The 17,160-nt window shown below is 65.2% G+C and carries 19 protein-coding genes; 13 read left to right on the top strand and 6 right to left on the bottom strand.

What is annotated here, in order from left to right; genetic code table 11:
- The first annotated feature begins 14 nt into the window (after positions 1-14).
- The 4 genes from minD to IB255_RS02420 all read left to right on the top strand — a co-directional run bounded on the left by minD (position 15) and on the right by IB255_RS02420 (position 3,199).
- Complete coding sequence (gene minD, locus IB255_RS02405) at positions 15-830, top strand: septum site-determining protein MinD (RefSeq protein ID WP_017522034.1); 816 nt, start codon at positions 15-17, stop codon at positions 828-830.
- A complete protein-coding gene (gene minE / locus IB255_RS02410) occupies positions 827-1,081 on the top strand; it encodes a cell division topological specificity factor MinE (protein WP_045210300.1) in 255 nt (84 codons plus the stop codon). The genes minD and minE overlap by 4 nt, the downstream gene beginning before the upstream one ends.
- Positions 1,082-1,158: 77 nt before the next feature.
- A complete protein-coding gene (locus IB255_RS02415) occupies positions 1,159-1,794 on the top strand; it encodes an RluA family pseudouridine synthase (RefSeq protein WP_081520221.1) in 636 nt (211 codons plus the stop codon).
- A gap of 115 nt (positions 1,795-1,909) precedes the next feature.
- The gene (locus IB255_RS02420) at positions 1,910-3,199 is read left to right on the top strand and encodes a M18 family aminopeptidase (protein WP_081520220.1); all 1,290 of its coding nucleotides are present in this window, start codon (positions 1,910-1,912) and stop codon (positions 3,197-3,199) included.
- Between the two features lie 54 nt (positions 3,200-3,253).
- Here the strand turns inward: IB255_RS02420 and IB255_RS02425 are convergent, their stop codons facing one another.
- Positions 3,254-3,970, bottom strand: coding sequence for a UTRA domain-containing protein (locus IB255_RS02425; protein ID WP_081520219.1), 717 nt, complete (start codon positions 3,968-3,970; stop codon positions 3,254-3,256).
- A 331-nt stretch (positions 3,971-4,301) separates the two neighbouring features.
- Here IB255_RS02425 and IB255_RS02430 point away from each other — a divergent pair, with 331 nt between their 5' ends.
- From IB255_RS02430 to IB255_RS02455, 6 genes are read left to right on the top strand one after another with little or no spacing between them, the layout of a single operon-like run.
- Positions 4,302-5,360 carry an ABC transporter substrate-binding protein gene (locus tag IB255_RS02430; protein ID WP_192209767.1) on the top strand — a complete coding sequence of 353 codons (1,059 nt, stop codon included), beginning with the start codon at positions 4,302-4,304 and terminating at the stop codon, positions 5,358-5,360.
- A 56-nt stretch (positions 5,361-5,416) separates the two neighbouring features.
- Entirely contained in the window at positions 5,417-6,226 is an 810-nt protein-coding gene (locus IB255_RS02435) for an alkaline phosphatase family protein (protein WP_192209768.1), read from the top strand.
- On the top strand, positions 6,223-7,065 hold the full coding sequence (locus IB255_RS02440; RefSeq protein ID WP_015478217.1) for an ABC transporter permease: 843 nt from the start codon (positions 6,223-6,225) through the stop codon (positions 7,063-7,065). The genes IB255_RS02435 and IB255_RS02440 overlap by 4 nt, the downstream gene beginning before the upstream one ends.
- Entirely contained in the window at positions 7,049-7,837 is a 789-nt protein-coding gene (locus IB255_RS02445; protein WP_192209769.1) for an ABC transporter permease, read from the top strand. Before IB255_RS02440 ends, IB255_RS02445 begins: the two co-directional genes overlap by 17 nt.
- Positions 7,834-8,829 (top strand): ABC transporter ATP-binding protein, encoded by a 996-nt coding sequence (locus tag IB255_RS02450; RefSeq protein WP_192209770.1) that lies wholly within the window; start codon positions 7,834-7,836, stop codon positions 8,827-8,829. The genes IB255_RS02445 and IB255_RS02450 overlap by 4 nt, the downstream gene beginning before the upstream one ends.
- Positions 8,829-9,482: an HAD family hydrolase gene (locus tag IB255_RS02455; protein ID WP_081520214.1), complete on the top strand. Its 654-nt coding sequence runs from the start codon at positions 8,829-8,831 to the stop codon at positions 9,480-9,482. Before IB255_RS02450 ends, IB255_RS02455 begins: the two co-directional genes overlap by 1 nt.
- A gap of 59 nt (positions 9,483-9,541) precedes the next feature.
- Here IB255_RS02455 and IB255_RS02460 read toward each other — a convergent pair whose 3' ends face one another.
- Positions 9,542-10,504, bottom strand: coding sequence for an NAD(P)H-quinone oxidoreductase (locus IB255_RS02460; RefSeq protein ID WP_192209771.1), 963 nt, complete (start codon positions 10,502-10,504; stop codon positions 9,542-9,544).
- Positions 10,505-10,642: 138 nt separating this feature from the next.
- Here IB255_RS02460 and IB255_RS02465 point away from each other — a divergent pair, with 138 nt between their 5' ends.
- Positions 10,643-12,721: a carboxy terminal-processing peptidase gene (locus tag IB255_RS02465; RefSeq protein ID WP_081520212.1), complete on the top strand. Its 2,079-nt coding sequence runs from the start codon at positions 10,643-10,645 to the stop codon at positions 12,719-12,721.
- A gap of 91 nt (positions 12,722-12,812) precedes the next feature.
- Positions 12,813-14,561 (top strand): bifunctional diguanylate cyclase/phosphodiesterase, encoded by a 1,749-nt coding sequence (locus tag IB255_RS02470; RefSeq protein WP_192209772.1) that lies wholly within the window; start codon positions 12,813-12,815, stop codon positions 14,559-14,561.
- 1 nt (position 14,562) lies between these two features.
- Here the strand turns inward: IB255_RS02470 and IB255_RS02475 are convergent, their stop codons facing one another.
- The 3 genes from IB255_RS02475 to IB255_RS02485 all read right to left on the bottom strand — a co-directional run bounded on the left by IB255_RS02475 (position 14,563) and on the right by IB255_RS02485 (position 15,729).
- On the bottom strand, positions 14,563-14,979 hold the full coding sequence (locus tag IB255_RS02475; RefSeq protein WP_225594682.1) for a tetratricopeptide repeat protein: 417 nt from the start codon (positions 14,977-14,979) through the stop codon (positions 14,563-14,565).
- A gap of 70 nt (positions 14,980-15,049) precedes the next feature.
- On the bottom strand, positions 15,050-15,415 hold the full coding sequence (locus tag IB255_RS02480) for a hypothetical protein (protein WP_081520209.1): 366 nt from the start codon (positions 15,413-15,415) through the stop codon (positions 15,050-15,052).
- The gene (locus tag IB255_RS02485; protein ID WP_081520208.1) at positions 15,412-15,729 is read right to left on the bottom strand and encodes a helix-turn-helix domain-containing protein; all 318 of its coding nucleotides are present in this window, start codon (positions 15,727-15,729) and stop codon (positions 15,412-15,414) included. Before IB255_RS02485 ends, IB255_RS02480 begins: the two co-directional genes overlap by 4 nt.
- An 85-nt stretch (positions 15,730-15,814) precedes the next feature.
- Here IB255_RS02485 and IB255_RS02490 point away from each other — a divergent pair, with 85 nt between their 5' ends.
- Complete coding sequence (locus IB255_RS02490) at positions 15,815-16,573, top strand: transporter substrate-binding domain-containing protein (RefSeq protein ID WP_192209866.1); 759 nt, start codon at positions 15,815-15,817, stop codon at positions 16,571-16,573.
- Here the strand turns inward: IB255_RS02490 and IB255_RS02495 are convergent.
- Entirely contained in the window at positions 16,561-16,986 is a 426-nt protein-coding gene (locus IB255_RS02495; RefSeq protein ID WP_045210318.1) for a YkvA family protein, read from the bottom strand. The two genes, IB255_RS02490 and IB255_RS02495, sit on opposite strands and share 13 nt — an antisense overlap.
- Positions 16,987-17,160 lie beyond the last annotated feature (174 nt).

Raw genomic sequence — 17,160 nt, forward strand, 5'->3', positions numbered from 1 at the left:
TGGGGTGAATCACCTTGGCCAAGATCCTCGTAGTCACTTCCGGTAAGGGTGGCGTCGGTAAAACCACCACCAGCGCAGCCATCGGCACCGGCCTGGCCCTGCGCGGCCACAAGACCGTCATCGTCGACTTCGACGTAGGCCTGCGTAACCTCGACCTGATCATGGGCTGCGAACGCCGCGTGGTTTACGACTTCGTCAACGTCATCAACGGCGAAGCGACCCTCACCCAGGCCCTGATCAAGGACAAGCGCCTCGAGAACCTGTTCGTGCTGGCCGCCAGCCAGACCCGCGACAAGGACGCACTCACCCAGGAAGGCGTCGGCAAGGTCATCGAAGAACTCAAGCAGTCCTTCGACTACGTGATTTGCGACTCCCCGGCCGGCATCGAGAAAGGTGCCCACCTGGCCATGTACTACGCCGATGAGGCGATCGTCGTGACCAACCCGGAAGTGTCCTCGGTCCGCGACTCCGACCGCATGCTTGGCCTGCTGGCCAGCAAATCCGCCCGCGCCGAGAAAGGCGAGGACGCGATCAAGGAACACCTGCTGCTGACCCGCTACAACCCCGAGCGCGTCACCAAGGGCGAAATGCTCGGCGTCGAGGACGTCGAGGAAATCCTGGCCATCCGTCTGCTCGGCGTGATCCCGGAATCCCAGGCGGTGCTCAAGGCATCCAACCAGGGCGTACCGGTCATCCTCGACGAAGAAAGCGATGCCGGCCAGGCGTACAGCGACGCCGTCGAGCGACTGCTGGGCAAAGAAATGCCCCACCGTTTCCTCGACGTGCAGAAGAAAGGATTCCTGCAACGACTGTTCGGAGGACGTGAATGAGCCTTTTAGATTTCTTCCGCAGCCGGAAGGCGCAAAACAGCGCATCCATCGCGAAAGAAAGACTCCAGATCATCGTCGCCCACGAGCGCGGCAACCGTTCGCAACCGGACTACCTCCCGCAGTTGCAGAAAGACCTGCTGGAAGTGATCCGCAAATACGTGCCCATCGACCAGGAACAAGTCCAGGTCGAGTTGGCCAACCAGGGCAGCTGTTCGATCCTGGAACTCAACATCACCCTGCCGGAGCGTTGATCCGGCCCGGGTGAATCTGCGGCGGCTTCGGCCGCCGCAGTCGTTTCTGTCCCACTTACTTTCGCGTACGAGCTTCCATGCCGCTTTCCCAGATCGAATTCGTCCATGAGGACGCCGCCCTCCTGGTGGTGAACAAGCCTACCCTGCTGCTCTCCGTGCCCGGCCGCGCGGACGACAACAAGGACTGCCTGATCACCCGCCTGCAGGAGAACGGCTACCCCGAAGCGCGCATCGTCCACCGCCTGGACTGGGAAACCTCCGGCCTGATCGTGCTGGCCCGCGACGCCGACAGCCACCGCGAGCTGTCCCGCCAGTTCCACGACCGCGAGACCGAGAAGGCCTATACCGCACTGTGCTGGGGCGAACCCGAGCTGGACAGCGGTCGCATCGAAGCGCCGCTGCGCTACGACCCGCCGACCAAGCCGCGCCACGTGGTGGACTTCGAGCAGGGCCGCCATGCGCTGACCTTCTGGCGCGTCATGGAGCGCCACGGCAACTGGAGCCGCGTCGAGCTCACGCCGATCACTGGCCGCTCGCACCAACTGCGCGTGCACATGCTGAGCATCGGCCACCCGCTGCTGGGTGATCGCCTGTATGCCGAAGGCGAAGCCCTGGAGCTGCGCGACCGCCTGTGTCTGCACGCCAGCATGCTGGCGCTGACCCATCCGCAGACCGGCGAGCGCCTGCGCTTCGAGTCGCCCACGCCGTTCTGACCGCTCTCTGATCGGCGTGCAACCGTAAACGGTTGTACGCCCGACACCCCGTCCCCAGGCCGCAGATTCGTGCATTTACGTTAAACTTCCGGCCATTCGCTGTCCGGAGTTACCCATGCGTACAGAACTCAACCAGGGCCTGATCGATTTCCTCGCGGCCTCCCCCACCCCCTTCCACGCCACCCAGGCCCTCGCCCTTCGTCTCGAAGAGGCCGGCTACCAGCGCCTGGACGAGCGCGACGCCTGGCGCACCGAAGCCGGTGGTCGCTATTACGTCACCCGCAACGACTCTTCGCTGATCGCCTTCAAGCTCGGCACTGCGCCCCTGCTGGAGAACGGCCTGCGCCTGGTCGGCGCGCACACCGACAGCCCCTGCCTGCGCGTCAAGCCGAACCCCGAGCTGGTGCGCAACGGCTACTGGCAGCTGGGCGTCGAAGTCTACGGCGGCGCGCTGTTCGCCCCCTGGTTCGACCGCGACCTGTCCCTGGCCGGCCGCGTCACCTTCCGCCTGGCCGGCAAGGTCGAGAGCAAGCTGATCGATTTCAGGGCGCCCATCGCGGTGATCCCGAACTTGGCGATCCACCTCAACCGCGAAGCCAACATGGGCTGGTCGATCAACGCGCAGACCGAACTGCCACCGATCCTCGCCCAGGTCGCCGCCGGCGAGACCCGTGACTTCCGAGACCTGCTCGGTGAACAGCTGCAGCTGGAGCACGGCATCACCGCCGACGCCATCCTCGATTACGAGCTGAGCTTCTACGACACCCAGCGCGCCGCCGTGATCGGCCTCGACCAGGCCTTCATCGCCGGCGCCCGCCTGGACAACCTGCTGTCCTGCTTCGCCGGCCTGCAGGCCCTGCTGGGCAGCAGCGACGAGCAGAGCGGCGTGCTGGTCTGCACCGATCACGAAGAAGTGGGTTCCTGCTCCGCCTGCGGCGCCGACGGCCCGTTCCTGGAGCAGGTGTTGCGCCGCCTGCTGCCCGAGGGCGATGCCTTCACCCGTACCGTGCAACGCTCACTGCTGGTTTCCGCCGACAACGCCCATGGCGTGCACCCGAACTACGCCGACAAGCACGACGGCAACCACGGCCCGAAGCTCAACGGCGGCCCGGTGATCAAGATCAACAGCAACCAGCGCTACGCCACCAACAGCGAGACTGCCGGTTTCTTCCGCCACCTGTGCCTGGAAAACGAAGTGCCGGTGCAGAGCTTCGTGACCCGCAGCGACATGGGTTGCGGCTCGACCATCGGCCCGATCACCGCCAGCCAGATCGGCGTGCGCACGGTCGACATCGGCCTGCCGACCTTCGCCATGCACTCCATCCGCGAGCTGGCCGGCAGCCAGGACCTGCACTACCTGGCCAAGGTACTCAGCGCCTTCTACGATAGCGCCGACCTGCCCTGACCCGAACGCCCGGCACAAGCCGGGCGTTTTTCTTCCAGCACTCCGCTCCTGCAATCAATCCGGCACTTCCACACTCACGTGGATGGCATCGTGCCGCCAGAACTCCAGGTCACAATCGATGATGCGCCCATGCTGGTCGCCGTTGATGCGGGTGATGCGCAGCGCCGGGCTGCCCTCGGCGACGCGCAGCACGCTGGCTGCCTCGCCGTGCAGGGCCGTGGGCACCATGTCGAAGCGCACGCGGCCGTAACGGATGTCATAGCGGCTGGCATACAACTCTGTGAGTGAGCAGGTCAGGTCGCTGTCGAGAATCCCGGGGAAGTATGCCGGGTTGAGGTAGTGCTCGACATAGAGCACCAACCGTCCATCCACCCGCCGCAGCCGGCGGACCTGGTAGACGCTGGACAACGCCGGCAGCTCCAGCAGCTCGCAGATCGCCGCGCTGGCGGGAATCTGCCGGGCCGACAGCACCTCGGTTTCCGGCACCCGGCCCTGCCCTTCCACCATGGCGTGGTAGTGGCTGCGCACCAGCGGGTTGTACAGCAGCCGCGGCGGCGAGACGAACCAGCCACGACGCTCCTCGCGGTAGATCAGCCCCTGGGCCTCCAGTTGCCCCAGCGCCTCGCGCAGGGTGATCCGCGTGGTGTCGAACAGCTCGCTCAGCTTGCGTTCGGCCGGCAGCTTGCCGCCGGCGCTGAGCAGGCCGCTGTCGATCTGTTCGATGAGTGCGCGGCAGATCGCCGTGACCGTGGGTAGCGCCGTATCGCGCATTCGATTCCCTCTTTTGGACTAGTCCAGCCCCAGAACGGGGCATTTCTTTCCCCCGACGGGGTGCGGTCATCCTAGGAAAGCCCCATGACCGTCCCGTGACAATGCCTTTTCAAGCAGTCGCCATGCCAGTTAACGACACCAGCGTAGCCCAGGCGAATCGGGGCATTGGCGATGGTCTACGCTTTTCCCCTACGACCCGCCGGCCGCTCAGGGCCGGGCCGGCGCGCCTGGGGCTTACATCAAACTGTCATCCACCCCGCTTAGATTGGCCTGCGTCTTGCTGATCTAGACCACGCTTGAAAACACTGAACGTCATCCGAAGGAGCACCGAATGAAACGCTTGCTTGCTTCACTGCTGGGATCGGCCATTGCCTTGGGCAGCGGCCTCGCCATGGCGGCCACCGCCGATCTGCAATCGCTGGAAGCCGCCGCCCGCAAGGAAGGCCAGGTCAACAGTGTGGGCATGCCCGACAGCTGGGCGAACTGGAAGGACACCTGGAAGGATCTGGAAAGCAAGTACGGCCTCAAGCACATGGACACCGACATGAGCTCGGCCCAGGAGCTGGCCAAGTTCAAGGCCGAGAAAGAGAACGCCAGCGCCGACATCGGCGACGTCGGCGCCGCCTTCGGCCCCATCGCCCTGCAGATGGACGTCAGCCAGCCCTACAAGCCCAGCACCTGGGACCAGGTCCCGGAATGGGCCAAGGACAAGGACGGCCACTGGGCGCTCGCCTACACCGGCACCATCGCCTTCATCGTCAACAAGCAACTGGTGAAGGACGTTCCGCACAGCTGGGCCGACCTGCTCAAGGGCAAGTACAAGGTCACCATCGGTGACGTCAGCGCTGCCGCCCAGGCCGTCAACGGCGTACTGGCCGCGAGCATCGCCAACGGCGGCGATGAGAAGAACATCAAGCCGGGCCTGGAGTTCTTCGCCCAGCTGGCCAAGCAGGGTCGTCTGTCGCTGACCAACCCGGTGATCAACACCCTGGAGAAGGGTGAAGTGGAAGTCGGCATCGTCTGGGACTTCAACGGCCTGAGCTACCGCGACCAGATCGACCCGTCGCGCTTCGAGGTGCTGATCCCCTCCGACGGCTCGGTGATCTCCGGCTACACCACCATAATCAACAAGTACGCGAAGAACCCGAACGCCGCCAAGCTGGCCCGCGAGTACATCTTCAGCGACGCCGGGCAGATCAACCTGGCCAAGGGCAACGCCCGTCCGATTCGCGCCGAGCACCTGACCCTGCCGGATGACGTGAAGGCCAAGCTGCTGCCCAACGAGCAGTACGCCAAGGCCCAGCCGATCAAGGACCCCAAGGCCTGGGAAGAGACCTCCAAGCGTCTGCCGCGCCTGTGGCAGGAAAACGTCATCATCAACATGCAATGACGCCCAGCCGCCCCGGCTCGCACCGGGGCGGCCGCGTTCCAACGAAGGCCCCGCCCATGCGCCACGACGTCATCCTGGTCGTCCTCGACGGCCTCAACTACAGCGTCGCCCACGACTGCATGGGCCACCTGCAGGCCCTGTGCAACGCCGGCCGCGGCCAGCTCTACCGGCTCGAATGCGAGCTGCCTTCACTGTCGCGCCCGTTGTACGAATGCATTCTCACCGGCGTGCGCCCGATCGACAGCGGCATCCTGCACAACGACGTGTCGCGCCTGTCCAACCAGCGCAGCCTGTTCCACTACGCCCGCGATGCCGGCCTGACCACCGCGGCGGCGGCCTACAACTGGGTCAGCGAGCTGTACAACCGCACGCCGTTCGACCCGGCGCGCGACCGTCATACCGACGACGAATCCCTGCCGATCCAGCACGGCCACTTCTACTGGACGGACCACTACCCCGACTCGCACCTGTTCACCGATGCCGAGTCGCTGCGCCGCCGGCATGCGCCGAACTGCCTGCTGGTGCACCCGATGAACATCGACGACGCCGGCCACAAGCATGGCCTGGGCACGCCGCAGTACCGCAACAGCGCGCGGCACGTCGACATCATCCTCTCCGAGTACCTGCACCAGTGGCTGGCCGCCGGCTACCAGGTGATGGTCACCGCCGACCACGGCATGAACGACGACCGCAGCCACGGCGGCATCCTCCCCGAGGAGCGCGAAGTGCCGCTGTTCGTCTTCGGCGAGGCGTTCAGCCTCGATGACCAGGCGCGCCCCCGCCAGATCGAACTCTGCGGCACGCTGTGCGAAATCCTTGGCGCCGCCCACGACAAACCGGTCTGCCGGGAGTTGCTCAAGGCATGAGATCGAACACCGGAAAACTCTTCGCCCTGCTCTGCCTGCTGCCCTTCGCGCTGTTCTTCTTCGCCTTCCAGCTCGCGCCGCTGCTGTGGGTGATGATCAACAGCGTGCGCACCGGCGATGGCTGGGGCCTGGGCAACTTCAGCGAAATCTTCGGCTCGCCGTTCTACCTGCAGGCGATCCGCTACAGCCTGGAGATTTCTGTCTGGTCGAGCCTGATCGGGCTGGCCATCGCCATCCTCGGCAGCTACTCGCTGCGCCAGGTGGACAGCAAGCTGCGCGACTTCGTGATGGCCTTCGCCAACATGACCAGCAACTTCGCCGGTGTGCCGCTGGCCTTCGCCTTCATCATCATCCTGGGCTTCAACGGTGCCATCACGCTGCTGCTGAAACAGGCGGGGATCATTGAGGACTTCAACCTCTATTCGAAGACCGGCCTGATCATCCTCTACACCTACTTCCAGATTCCCCTGGGGGTGATGCTGCTCTACCCGGCCTTCGACGCCCTGCGCGAAGACTGGCGCGAGTCCGCCGCGCTGCTGGGCGCCAGCCAGTGGGCGTTCTGGCGCCACATCGGCATCCCGGTGCTGACGCCTGCGCTGCTGGGCACCTTCGTCATCCTGCTGGCCAACGCGCTGGGCGCCTACGCCACGGTCTACTCGCTGACCACCGGCAACTTCAACGTGGTGCCGATCCGCATCGCCGGGCTGGTCTCGGGCGACGTGTTCCTCGACCCGAACATGGCCAGTGCGCTGGCGATGGTGCTGGTCGGCCTGATGAGCATCATTACCCTGGCCCACCAGTGGCTGCTGCGCCGGAGCTACCATGTCGAGAAACGTTAGTCCGCTGTACCACCGAGTGGTGGTCTATGCGCTGTTCCTGATCCTGCTGGTGCCGCTGGCCGCCACCCTGCTCTACTCGCTGGCCACCTCGTGGAGCGCCAGCGTGCTGCCGGACGGGCTGACCCTGAAGTGGTTCCTGACCCTGTGGAGCGACCCGCGCTTCCTCGTCGCCTTCGGCCAGTCGCTGCTGGTGTGCTTCGGCGCGCTGATCCTCAGCGTGGCGCTGGTGCTGCCGCTGATGTTCGTCATCCACTACTACTTCCCGCGCCTGGACGCGCTGATGAACGTGCTGATTCTGCTGCCCTTCGCGGTGCCGCCGGTAGTGTCGTCGGTCGGCCTGCTGCAGCTCTACGCCTCGGGCCCGGTGCCCATCGTCGGCACGCCGTGGATCCTCATCGGCTGCTACTTCACCATCGCCCTGCCCTTCATGTACCGGGCGATCAGCAACAACCTGCAGGCGATCAACCTGCACGACCTGATGGACGCCGCCCACCTGCTCGGCGCCAGCACCTGGCAGGCCGCCCTGCTGGTGGTGCTGCCGAACCTGCGCAAGGGCCTGATGGTGGCGCTGTTCCTGTCCTTCAGCTTCCTCATCGGCGAGTTCGTCTTCGCCAACCTGCTGGTGGGCACCCGCTACGAGACGCTGCAGGTGTTCCTCAACAACATGCGCAACAGCAGCGGCCACTACACCAGCGCGGTGGTGGTCTCCTACTTCCTCTTCGTCCTGCTGCTCACCTGGGCGGCGAACAGACTTAACAAGGACAAGACATGAGCTTCCTCAGCGTCGAGACACTGAACAAGAGCTACGGCAGCACCACGGTCTTCCAGGACATCGACTTTGCCGCCGAGCGCGGCGAGTTCGTCACCCTGCTCGGCCCCAGCGGCTGCGGCAAATCCACCCTGCTGCGCTGCATCGCCGGTCTCACTGCCGTAGACAGCGGGCGCATCCTGCTGGACGGCGAGGACATCGTGCCCAGGAGCCCGCAGAAGCGCGGCATCGCCATGGTGTTCCAGAGCTACGCGCTGTTCCCCAACATGACCGTGGAGCAGAACGTTGCCTTCGGCCTGCGCATGCAGAAGGTACCCGCAGCGGAATCCGCCCAGCGCGTGCGCGAGGCGCTGGAAATGGTCGAACTCGGCCCGCTGGCGGCGCGCTATCCGCACCAGCTGTCCGGCGGTCAGTGCCAGCGCGTCGCCCTGGCTCGCTCGCTGGTCACCCGCCCGCGCCTGCTGCTGCTCGACGAGCCGCTGTCGGCGCTGGACGCGCGCATCCGCAAGCACCTGCGCGAGCAGATCCGCCGCATCCAGCAGGAGCTGAAACTGACCACGGTGTTCGTCACCCACGACCAGGAAGAAGCCCTCACGCTATCCGACCGCATCGTCCTGATGAACGCCGGGCGCATCGTCCAGAGCGGCGACGCCGAGACGCTCTACACCGCGCCGGAAAACGCCTTTGCCGCCGGTTTCATCGGCAACTACAACCTGCTCGACGCCGCCCAGGCAATCAAGCTGCTGGACCGCCCGTTCCGCCAGCAGGTGGCGATCCGCCCCGAGTCCCTGCGCCTGAGCGTGGAGCCGGGCGAAGGCATCCCGGTTCGGGTACTCTCCCACAGCCTGCTGGGCAACGTGATCCGCTACCGGGTCGACGCCAGTGGCGTCGAGCTGACCGTGGACGTCCTCAATCGCAGCGCCGAGCGGCTGTACCCGGCCGGCACCCAGCTCGGCCTGCAAATCGACCTTGAAAGCATTCGGGAGGTGGCCTGATGGCCCTGGTGATATTCGACCTCGACGACACCCTGATCGACGGCGACTGCGCGAGCCTGTGGAGCCAGCGCATGGCCGATCTCGGCTGGGTGGACGCGGAGTCGTTCCTCAAGCGCGACGCCGAACTGATGGCGCTGTACGCGCAGGGCAAACTGCCCATGGAGGACTACATGGCCTTCGCCCTGGAGCCGATGGCCGGGCGCAGCGTGGATGAGATCGAGCGGGAAGTGGCAACCTTCGTCGAGGACGTGATCGAGCCCCTGATCCACACCGATGCCTGCGCCAGCCTCGCCCGCCATCGCGAGGCTGGCGACCGTCCGCTGGTGATCTCCGCCTCGGGCGTACACCTGGTCCAGCCCATCGCCGAACGCATCGGCATCGACGAAGTGCTGGCCATTGACCTGGAAGTACTCAACGGCCACTACACCGGCCGCACCGAGGGCGTGCTGACCTACCGCGAAGGCAAGGTGCTGCGCCTGCTCGACCTGCTGGAAGGCGACGACAGCGCGCTGGCTGACGCGCACTTCTACTCCGACTCGCGCAACGACCTGCCGCTGCTCAAGCTGGTGGGCAAGCCGCACGTGGTGAACGCTGACCCGGTGCTGCTGGAGCACGCGCAGAAGATGGGCTGGGACGTTCTGAACTGGAAGTAGGATTCCCATCAGCAATGAAAAGGGCCGCATCAGCGGCCCTTTTCATTGCTGCAATCGACTCAGCTCAGGCTTTCGTCGATCAGCACCACCACCTTGCCCTGCACCTGGTTGCTCGCCAGGGCATCGAACGCGCTCTGCGCGTCGCGGACCGGGAAGGTGCGTTCCAGTTGCGGGCTCAACTTGCCGGATTCGAACAGCGGCCAGACCTTCTGTCCCAGCTCGGCGATCAGCTGCGCCTTGTAGTCGGCGTCGCGCGAACGCAAGGTCGAGCCGATCAGCTGGACACGCTTGCCCAGCAGCAGGGCCAGGTCCAGTTCGGCCTTGCGACCGCCCATCAGGCCAATGACCACCCATCGACCGTCGCGGCCGAGGATTTCCAGGTCCAGCTTGGCGTAGTTCGCGCCAACAGGGTCGAGGATCACATCGAAGGGAGCGAAATCCCGAAGCGATTCGAGGCTCTCGCCGCGCAGGGCGCCGCCCTCGGCGCCGAGGCCCTCGCAATAGGCGAGACGGTCGGCCGAACCGACGCTCACCCAGCACGGGCTGCCGAAGGCCTTGCACAGCTGGATGCCGGCCGAGCCGACGCCGCTGGCGCCCGCGTGCAGCAGGACTTTCTCACCGGGCTGCAGCGCACCGAGCATGAACAGGTTCAGCCACGCCGTGGCGTACACCTCCGGCAGCGCGGCGGCCTCGGCCAGGCTCAGGCCCGCAGGCACCGGCAGCGCATGACGCTCGTCCACCACCACTTCCTCGGCCATGCCGCCACCGGCCAGCAGGGCACAGACGCGGTCGCCCACCTGCCAGGTGCTGCCGGCGCCGACCTCGGTCACCACGCCGGAACATTCCAGGCCGATGATGTCGCTCGCCCCCGGCGGCGGCGGGTAGAGACCGGCCACCTGCAACAGGTCGGCGCGGTTGAGTCCCGCGGCGGCGACCTGGATGCGGATCTGTCCCTGTGCGCAAGTCGGGTTCGGGCGCTCGGCCCACTCCACTCGCCCTTCGATGCCTTGCAATGCGTTCACGCTGCCTCCATAGTGACTTCGCAGGGCCCGATCCGTAAGGTCGGGCCCTTTCTTCGCGCCGAATTCACCTGCGATTGAACCCGGCGCCGCCAATTAAGGCCTAATATGCGTCATAACTCCGCGATCAGTCGAATCAGCATGAAGCGATTTTTGCCCCGTACCGCCCTGTTGTTCATCCTCGGCGCCACCGCCTTTTCCTCGTTCGCGGCGACCACCAGCCCGAACGTCTGGGACGGCCTGCAGCCCGACCGGGATCAAGTGATCGCCAGCCTCAACATCGTTGAGCTGCTCAAGCGCCATCACTACAACAAGCCGCCGCTGAACGACGAGCGCTCGGCGAAAATCTACGACAGCTACCTGAAGACACTCGACCCGGCGCGCATGTACTTCACCGCCGCCGACATCGACCAGTTCGCGCCCTGGCGCACCCAGTTCGACGACTTCCTGAAAAGCGGCGAACTGGAGCCCGGCTTCACCATTTACAAGCGTCACCTCGACCGCCTGAAGGAGCGCCTGGACTTCGCCCTGGCCACCCTGAACAAGGGCGTCGACAAGATGGACTTCAACACCGACGAATCGCTGGAAATCGACCGCGAGAAATCGCCCTGGGCGAAAGACAGCGCCGCGCTCGACGACCTGTGGCGCAAGAAGGTGAAGGACGAAGTCCTGCGCCTGAAGATCGCCGGCAAGGACAACAAGGCCATCCAGGAGCAGCTGACCAAGCGCTACAAGAACCAGCTGATGCGCCTGGAGCAGACCCGCAGCGAAGACATCTTCCAGGCCTACATCAACGCCTTCGCCCAGACCTACGATCCGCACACCCAGTACCTGTCGCCGGACAGCGCGGAAAACTTCGATATCAACATGTCTCTCTCGCTGGAAGGCATCGGCGCCGTACTGCAGAGCGACAACGACTACGTCAAGGTCGTGCGCCTGGTACCGGCCGGCCCTGCCGAGAAGAGCAAGCAGATCGCCACCTCCGACAAGATCATCGGCGTCGCCCAGGGCAAGGGCGAGATGGTCGACGTGGTCGGCTGGCGCCTGGATGAAGTGGTCAAGCTGATCCGCGGCCCGAAAGGCTCGCAGGTCCGCCTGGAAGTGATCCCGTCGACCAACGCGCCGAACGACCAGACCAGCAAGATCGTCACCATCACCCGCGAGGCGGTGAAGCTGGAAGACCAGGCAGCGAAGAAGTCGGAAATCACCATCGACCACGAAGGCAAGAACTACAAGCTGGGCATCATCGACGTGCCCGCGTTCTACCTCGACTTCAAGGCGTACCGCGCTGGCGACCCGGACTACAAGTCCACCACCCGCGACGTGAAGAAGCTCATCGCCGAACTGCAGAAGGACAAGGTCGACGGTATCGTCATCGACCTGCGCAACAACGGCGGCGGCTCCCTGCAGGAAGCCACCGAGCTGACCGGCCTGTTCATCGACCAGGGCCCGACCGTGCTGGTGCGCAACAGCGACGGCCGTGTCGACGTGCTCAACGATGACGAGGGCAAGGCCTTCTACACCGGCCCGATGACCGTGCTGGTCAACCGCCTGTCCGCCTCGGCTTCGGAGATCTTCGCCGGCGCCATGCAGGACTACCACCGCGCGCTCATCGTCGGTGGCCAGACCTTCGGCAAGGGCACCGTGCAGACCATCCAGCCGCTCAACCATGGCGAGCTGAAGCTGACCCTGGCCAAGTTCTACCGCGTCTCCGGCCAGAGCACCCAGCACCAGGGCGTGATCCCGGACATCGCCTACCCGTCCATCGTCGACGACAAGGAAATCGGCGAGAGTGCCCTGCCCGACTCCATGCCGTGGGACACCATCAAGCCCGCGCTGAAGGCCCAGGCCGATCCGTTCAAGCCGTTCCTCGACCAGCTGCGCACCCGCCACGACGCGCGCACCGAGCACAACGCGGACTTCGTCTATGCCCGCGAGCGTCTCGCCCTGGCCCAGGAGCTGATGAAGGAGAAGACCGTCAGCCTCAACGAAGCCAAGCGTCGCGCCCAGCAGACCAGCATCGAGAACCGCCAGTTGGCCATGGAGAATGCCCTGCGCAAATCCAAGGGCCAGGAGCCGCTCAAGGAGCTGAAGAAGGAAGACGAGAACGCCCTGCCGGAAGAAGACAAGACCAAGCCGCAGGACGACGCCTACCTCACCGAATCCGGGCACATCCTGATCGATTACCTGAATCTGGACTCCCAGGTCGCCAAACACTGATCGGATGTAATCAAACAGTCATGACGCTGTCGTGAAATGCACAGGGCCGGGAAACCGGCCCTTTTGCTTTTTACAGCCACCGAGAACCGTCATGACCGTCACCGAGCAGTTGAGCGCGCTGGACCAGATCCTCGCTCACGGCGACCTGCACTGCCTGTTCCAACCCATCCTGTCGCTTTCGGAAAGGCGCCTGGTGGGCTATGAAGCGCTTACCCGCGGCCCGTCCAATGGCCCCCTGCACTCGCCCCTGCCGCTGTTCAGTATCGCCCGCAGCAGCGGCCGCCTCAGCCAGCTGGAGCTGCTCTGCCGACGCAAGGCCTGCGCACGCTTCCGCGACCTGAAGCTGGAGGGCAAGCTGTTCCTCAACGTGTCCCCGGAGTCCCTGCTGGAACCGACCCACCAGCCCGGCCGCACGTTGCAGTTGCTGCAGACCTTCGGCATCTCGCCCAGCGACGTGGTGATCGAGCTGACCGAGCAGACCCCCATCGAGGACTTCAGCCTCCTCGACACCGCGCTGCACCACTACCGCGCCATGGGCTTCTCCATTGCGCTGGACGACCTGGGCGCCGGCTATTCCAGCCTGCGCCTGTGGTCCGAGCTGCGCCCCGACTACGTGAAGATCGACCGTCACTTCATCGAAGGCATCCACCTGGATGCGGTGAAGCGCGAGTTCGTCGGCTCGATCCTGAAGATGGCCCACGCCTCCCGCGCCCAGGTGATTGCCGAAGGCATCGAGATTCCGGAAGAGCTGGCGGTGCTCTCGGAGATGGGCGTGGACCTGGTGCAGGGCTACCTGCTCGGCCGCCCCAACGAAACTCCGCCGCGCGATGCGCGCGCCCTGCTGCCAGAAGTCGACAACGCCGGTGCACTGCTTGCCGAGGATCAGTCCGATCTCGAACCGCTGCTGCTGGAGCAACCGGCCGTGCGCGACAGCACGCCCATCGGCGATGTGCTGGAAGCCTTCCGCGCCCAGGCCAACCTGAACTCCCTGGCCGTGCTGGACCGCGATGACCAGCCGGTAGGCATTGTCCACCGGCACGCGCTGGCCGACGCGCTGCTCAAGCCCTTCGCGCCGGAGCTGTATGCACGCAAGCCGATCAGCCGGTTGATTAGCGACGACTTCCTCGCCGTGGAGCGTAGCCAGTCGCTGCAGCAGGTCAGCCGCCTGCTCACCAGTCGTGCGCGGCAGCGCATCGAGGAAGACTTCATCATCACCCTGAACGGCCGCTACCTCGGCCTGGGTCGGGTGATCGACGTGCTCAAGCTGATTACCGAGCAGAAGATCCGCCAGGCCCGGCATGCCAACCCACTGACCCTGTTGCCGGGTAACGTGCCCATCCAGCAGTGCCTGGCGCGCCTGCTGCAACAGGGCCGCGAGGCCGTGGTGTGCTACGTCGACATCGACAGCTTCAAGCCCTTCAACGATCTCTACGGCTACGCGCGCGGCGACGAAGTCCTGCTGTGCCTGGCGCAGTGCCTGGGCGAGCGGGTGGACCCGACGCGGGACTTCGTCGGCCACATCGGCGGCGACGACTTCATGCTGGTGCTGGGCACGCAGGACTGGCGCGAACGCCTCAATCACCTGCTGGAGGATTTCCAGGGGCAGTGCCGGCGCTTCTATAGCCGCGAGCATCTGGACGCAGGCTGCTTCGTCGCGCACAACCGCCAGGGGCGGCGCGAGGAATATCCCTTGCTATCACTGTCGATTGGCGTAGTGCACGTGAAGAGCGGTGCCGGGCAGCGCCTGGATGCCAGCCAGTTGGCCGGGCTGGCCTCGGAGGCCAAGCGCCACGCGAAGAACATGCCCGGCTACAGCCTGCACATCCTCACGGCCGAGTGAATCAGAGGCCCAGCTCTCGGGCGCGCGTTTCGTAGTGCTCGGCCTGGGCATCATCGGGCTCCAGTCCGGGGCCGCCGCTGCGATACAACTCGCCGAGCTTGCGCGCCGCCAGCGGGTGGCCCGCCTCGGCTGCCTGACCCCAGTAACGTGCGGCTTCCTGCGCATCAGCGGCATGGCGGGTATCACCCTTGAGCGCTTGCACACCTACCTGGTAGGCCGCCTTGTGGTCACCCTCTGCCGCAGCGAGACGCAGCAGACGCAACCCTTCCTCGCGAGCGCCAAAACCCTGTCCGCGGAACAGCAGCAGGTGTCCGTAGAAGCTCTGCGCCCCAACATCTCCCAGAGCGGCCATGCGCGAAAACTGGCCCTGCATCCAGGCCCAGGAACGCGGCTGGCGAACCATCCACGGCCAGCCCATCAGGCGTCGCGCCAGGGCGTAACTCAACCGCGCTCGCAGGCGCCAGAACAGCTCGCGGGGTGTCGCCACGTCAGAGTTCCTCGGGGTACTCGAACTCGAAGACGCGCGCGACTTCCGCCGCATGCCAGCCGGCGGCAGCGGGGCCGTCCGGGGCGCCGGAGAAACGCCCCAGGCGCTCGACATACTCGAAGAAACCGGTGCGAGGCAGGCGGCTGGCGCCCTGACTGATCACCAGCGAGCTGCGCAGCGGACGACCACCGCGGGCATCCAGCGCAGCCAGGTGTTCCAGCGCGGCGGTCAGCACGGTCATCGCCGGGGTCGGCAGTTGCAGGCGCTCGATCAGCGCACGGTAGGTGAGCAGATGGCGTTGGCGGCGGGCATCTTCCAGCTCGCCGAGCAGGCCTTCCCAATGCTTGCGACTGATCTGCACGCTCAAGAAGCGGACTCCCCAGTGCCCAGGGCACGACGCAGGCCATGCTGGATGGCGTCGCTGGCTTCGCGCTCGCCGTTCTCGATCTGTCCCAGGTAGGACGGGCTTATACCCACCGAACGCGCCAGCGTCTCAATGGATAAGCCTCGGGCTTCACGCAGTGTTTTCCAGTCCGGCTTCTCGTCGAGTGCCGGGGCGGCAACGGGTTTGACGACCTGGGCGACACCACGGCCGGCGGCAGCCAGCAGGGCCTGGTATTCGGCCCAGGGAACCACGGCGTACTCCGCTTCGCCGTCACGCATGATGACTTGAACGTTCATGACAACACTCCTTGCAGGCGGCCATCTTAACAGCCTGATGCGCGCCTGTGCCGGCTATACTGCGCAGCGCCTCTCGCCACCAGACATGGGGACCGACTTGCAGCGCCTCCTTCCATTCTGCCTATGCCTGGCCAGCGCACTGTGTGGCGCCGAGGAACTGCGCTGGGGCTATTCGCCAAGCAACGGCATGCCCTACGCAGAAAGTATCGACCATGAATTGGCACCTGGCTTCATTCGCGATCTGGGCGAAAGCGTCGGACAGCGCCTGGGGCTCGAGGTTCGCTTCGTGGAAACGCCGGACAAGCGCGCAGAACCGGCGCTCGCCCAGGGTGCGATCCATCTGCTGTGCATCAACAATCCGCAGTGGATGAAGGCGCCGGAGAAGCTGCACTGGTCGCCGAGTCTGTTCGAGGAAGAGGATGCCCTGGCCCAGCGTGCGGACGCGCCGCCAGTGGAAAACCTCGCGCAACTGCACGACATCCGCATCGGCACCAGCCTGGGGTATGTCTACCCCGCCCCGCTGATGCAGGCCTTCGCCGAAGGCCGGGTGAAACGCGCCGACGTGCGCGACCTGGATACCCGCCTGCACATGCTCGAAGCCCATCGCCTGGACGCACTGATCGAGATGCGCCGCCCGCTGGAATTCCTCCTCGCACAGCACCATGAACTGCCCGTGGCGATCAACAGCAGCAATGTGCAGCGCTACTCCATCTACTGCTCGTACGGCCCGGCGCTGCCGCTACCCGCCGAGCGACTGGATGCCGTGCTGCAGGCGATGGTGAATGACGGCTCGATCCAGCGCCTGCTTGGCGAACAGACGGCGCGGCTGGGTCAGAGGCGCTGAATCGCTTCGGGCGGCGGGAGTTGCTTCAGGGCTTCGCGGGTTTCCACGCCTTGCGCATCGCGCCAGACCTTGAAGGCATCGATCTCCGATTGCCAGCGACGAATCACCCAGGCCAGCACCGCCAGGTCATCGAGAAAACCGACGCCCAGCAGCCAGTCAGGCACCAGGTCCACCGGCGAGAGGAAGTACAACAGCGCCGCCACCACCGACACCAGCGCCTGGGAACTGATGCCACGGTAATCGCCGCGCACCCAGGCCACCAGCAACTCCTGCAGCAGCTTCAGGTCGGTCTTGGCCAGCTTCACCCGGCCACTCTTGCGCGACACCGCAAACAGCAGCGCCGGCAATCTCCCACCAGCGATGAAACGGCTGGCGAGCTTCAGGAAACGGTCAAATCCCGGAGGCTTTTTCATCGACTCACCTCGATAGGAAGATTCGTACAGGGCTGGTTAAGGTTATCCACCTTTCCTGTGGATAACTCTGTTGAAAGCCACCCCCCATACCGCCAAAACGCCCGAGCCACGAGGCCTGCAGACAGATCGGCGATTTTTTGTTCAGCCCTGTAAATGCGTTAAAAATCATGCAGT

This window comes from Pseudomonas sp. PDM22 (assembly GCF_014851965.1).
Lineage (GTDB): Bacteria > Pseudomonadota > Gammaproteobacteria > Pseudomonadales > Pseudomonadaceae > Pseudomonas.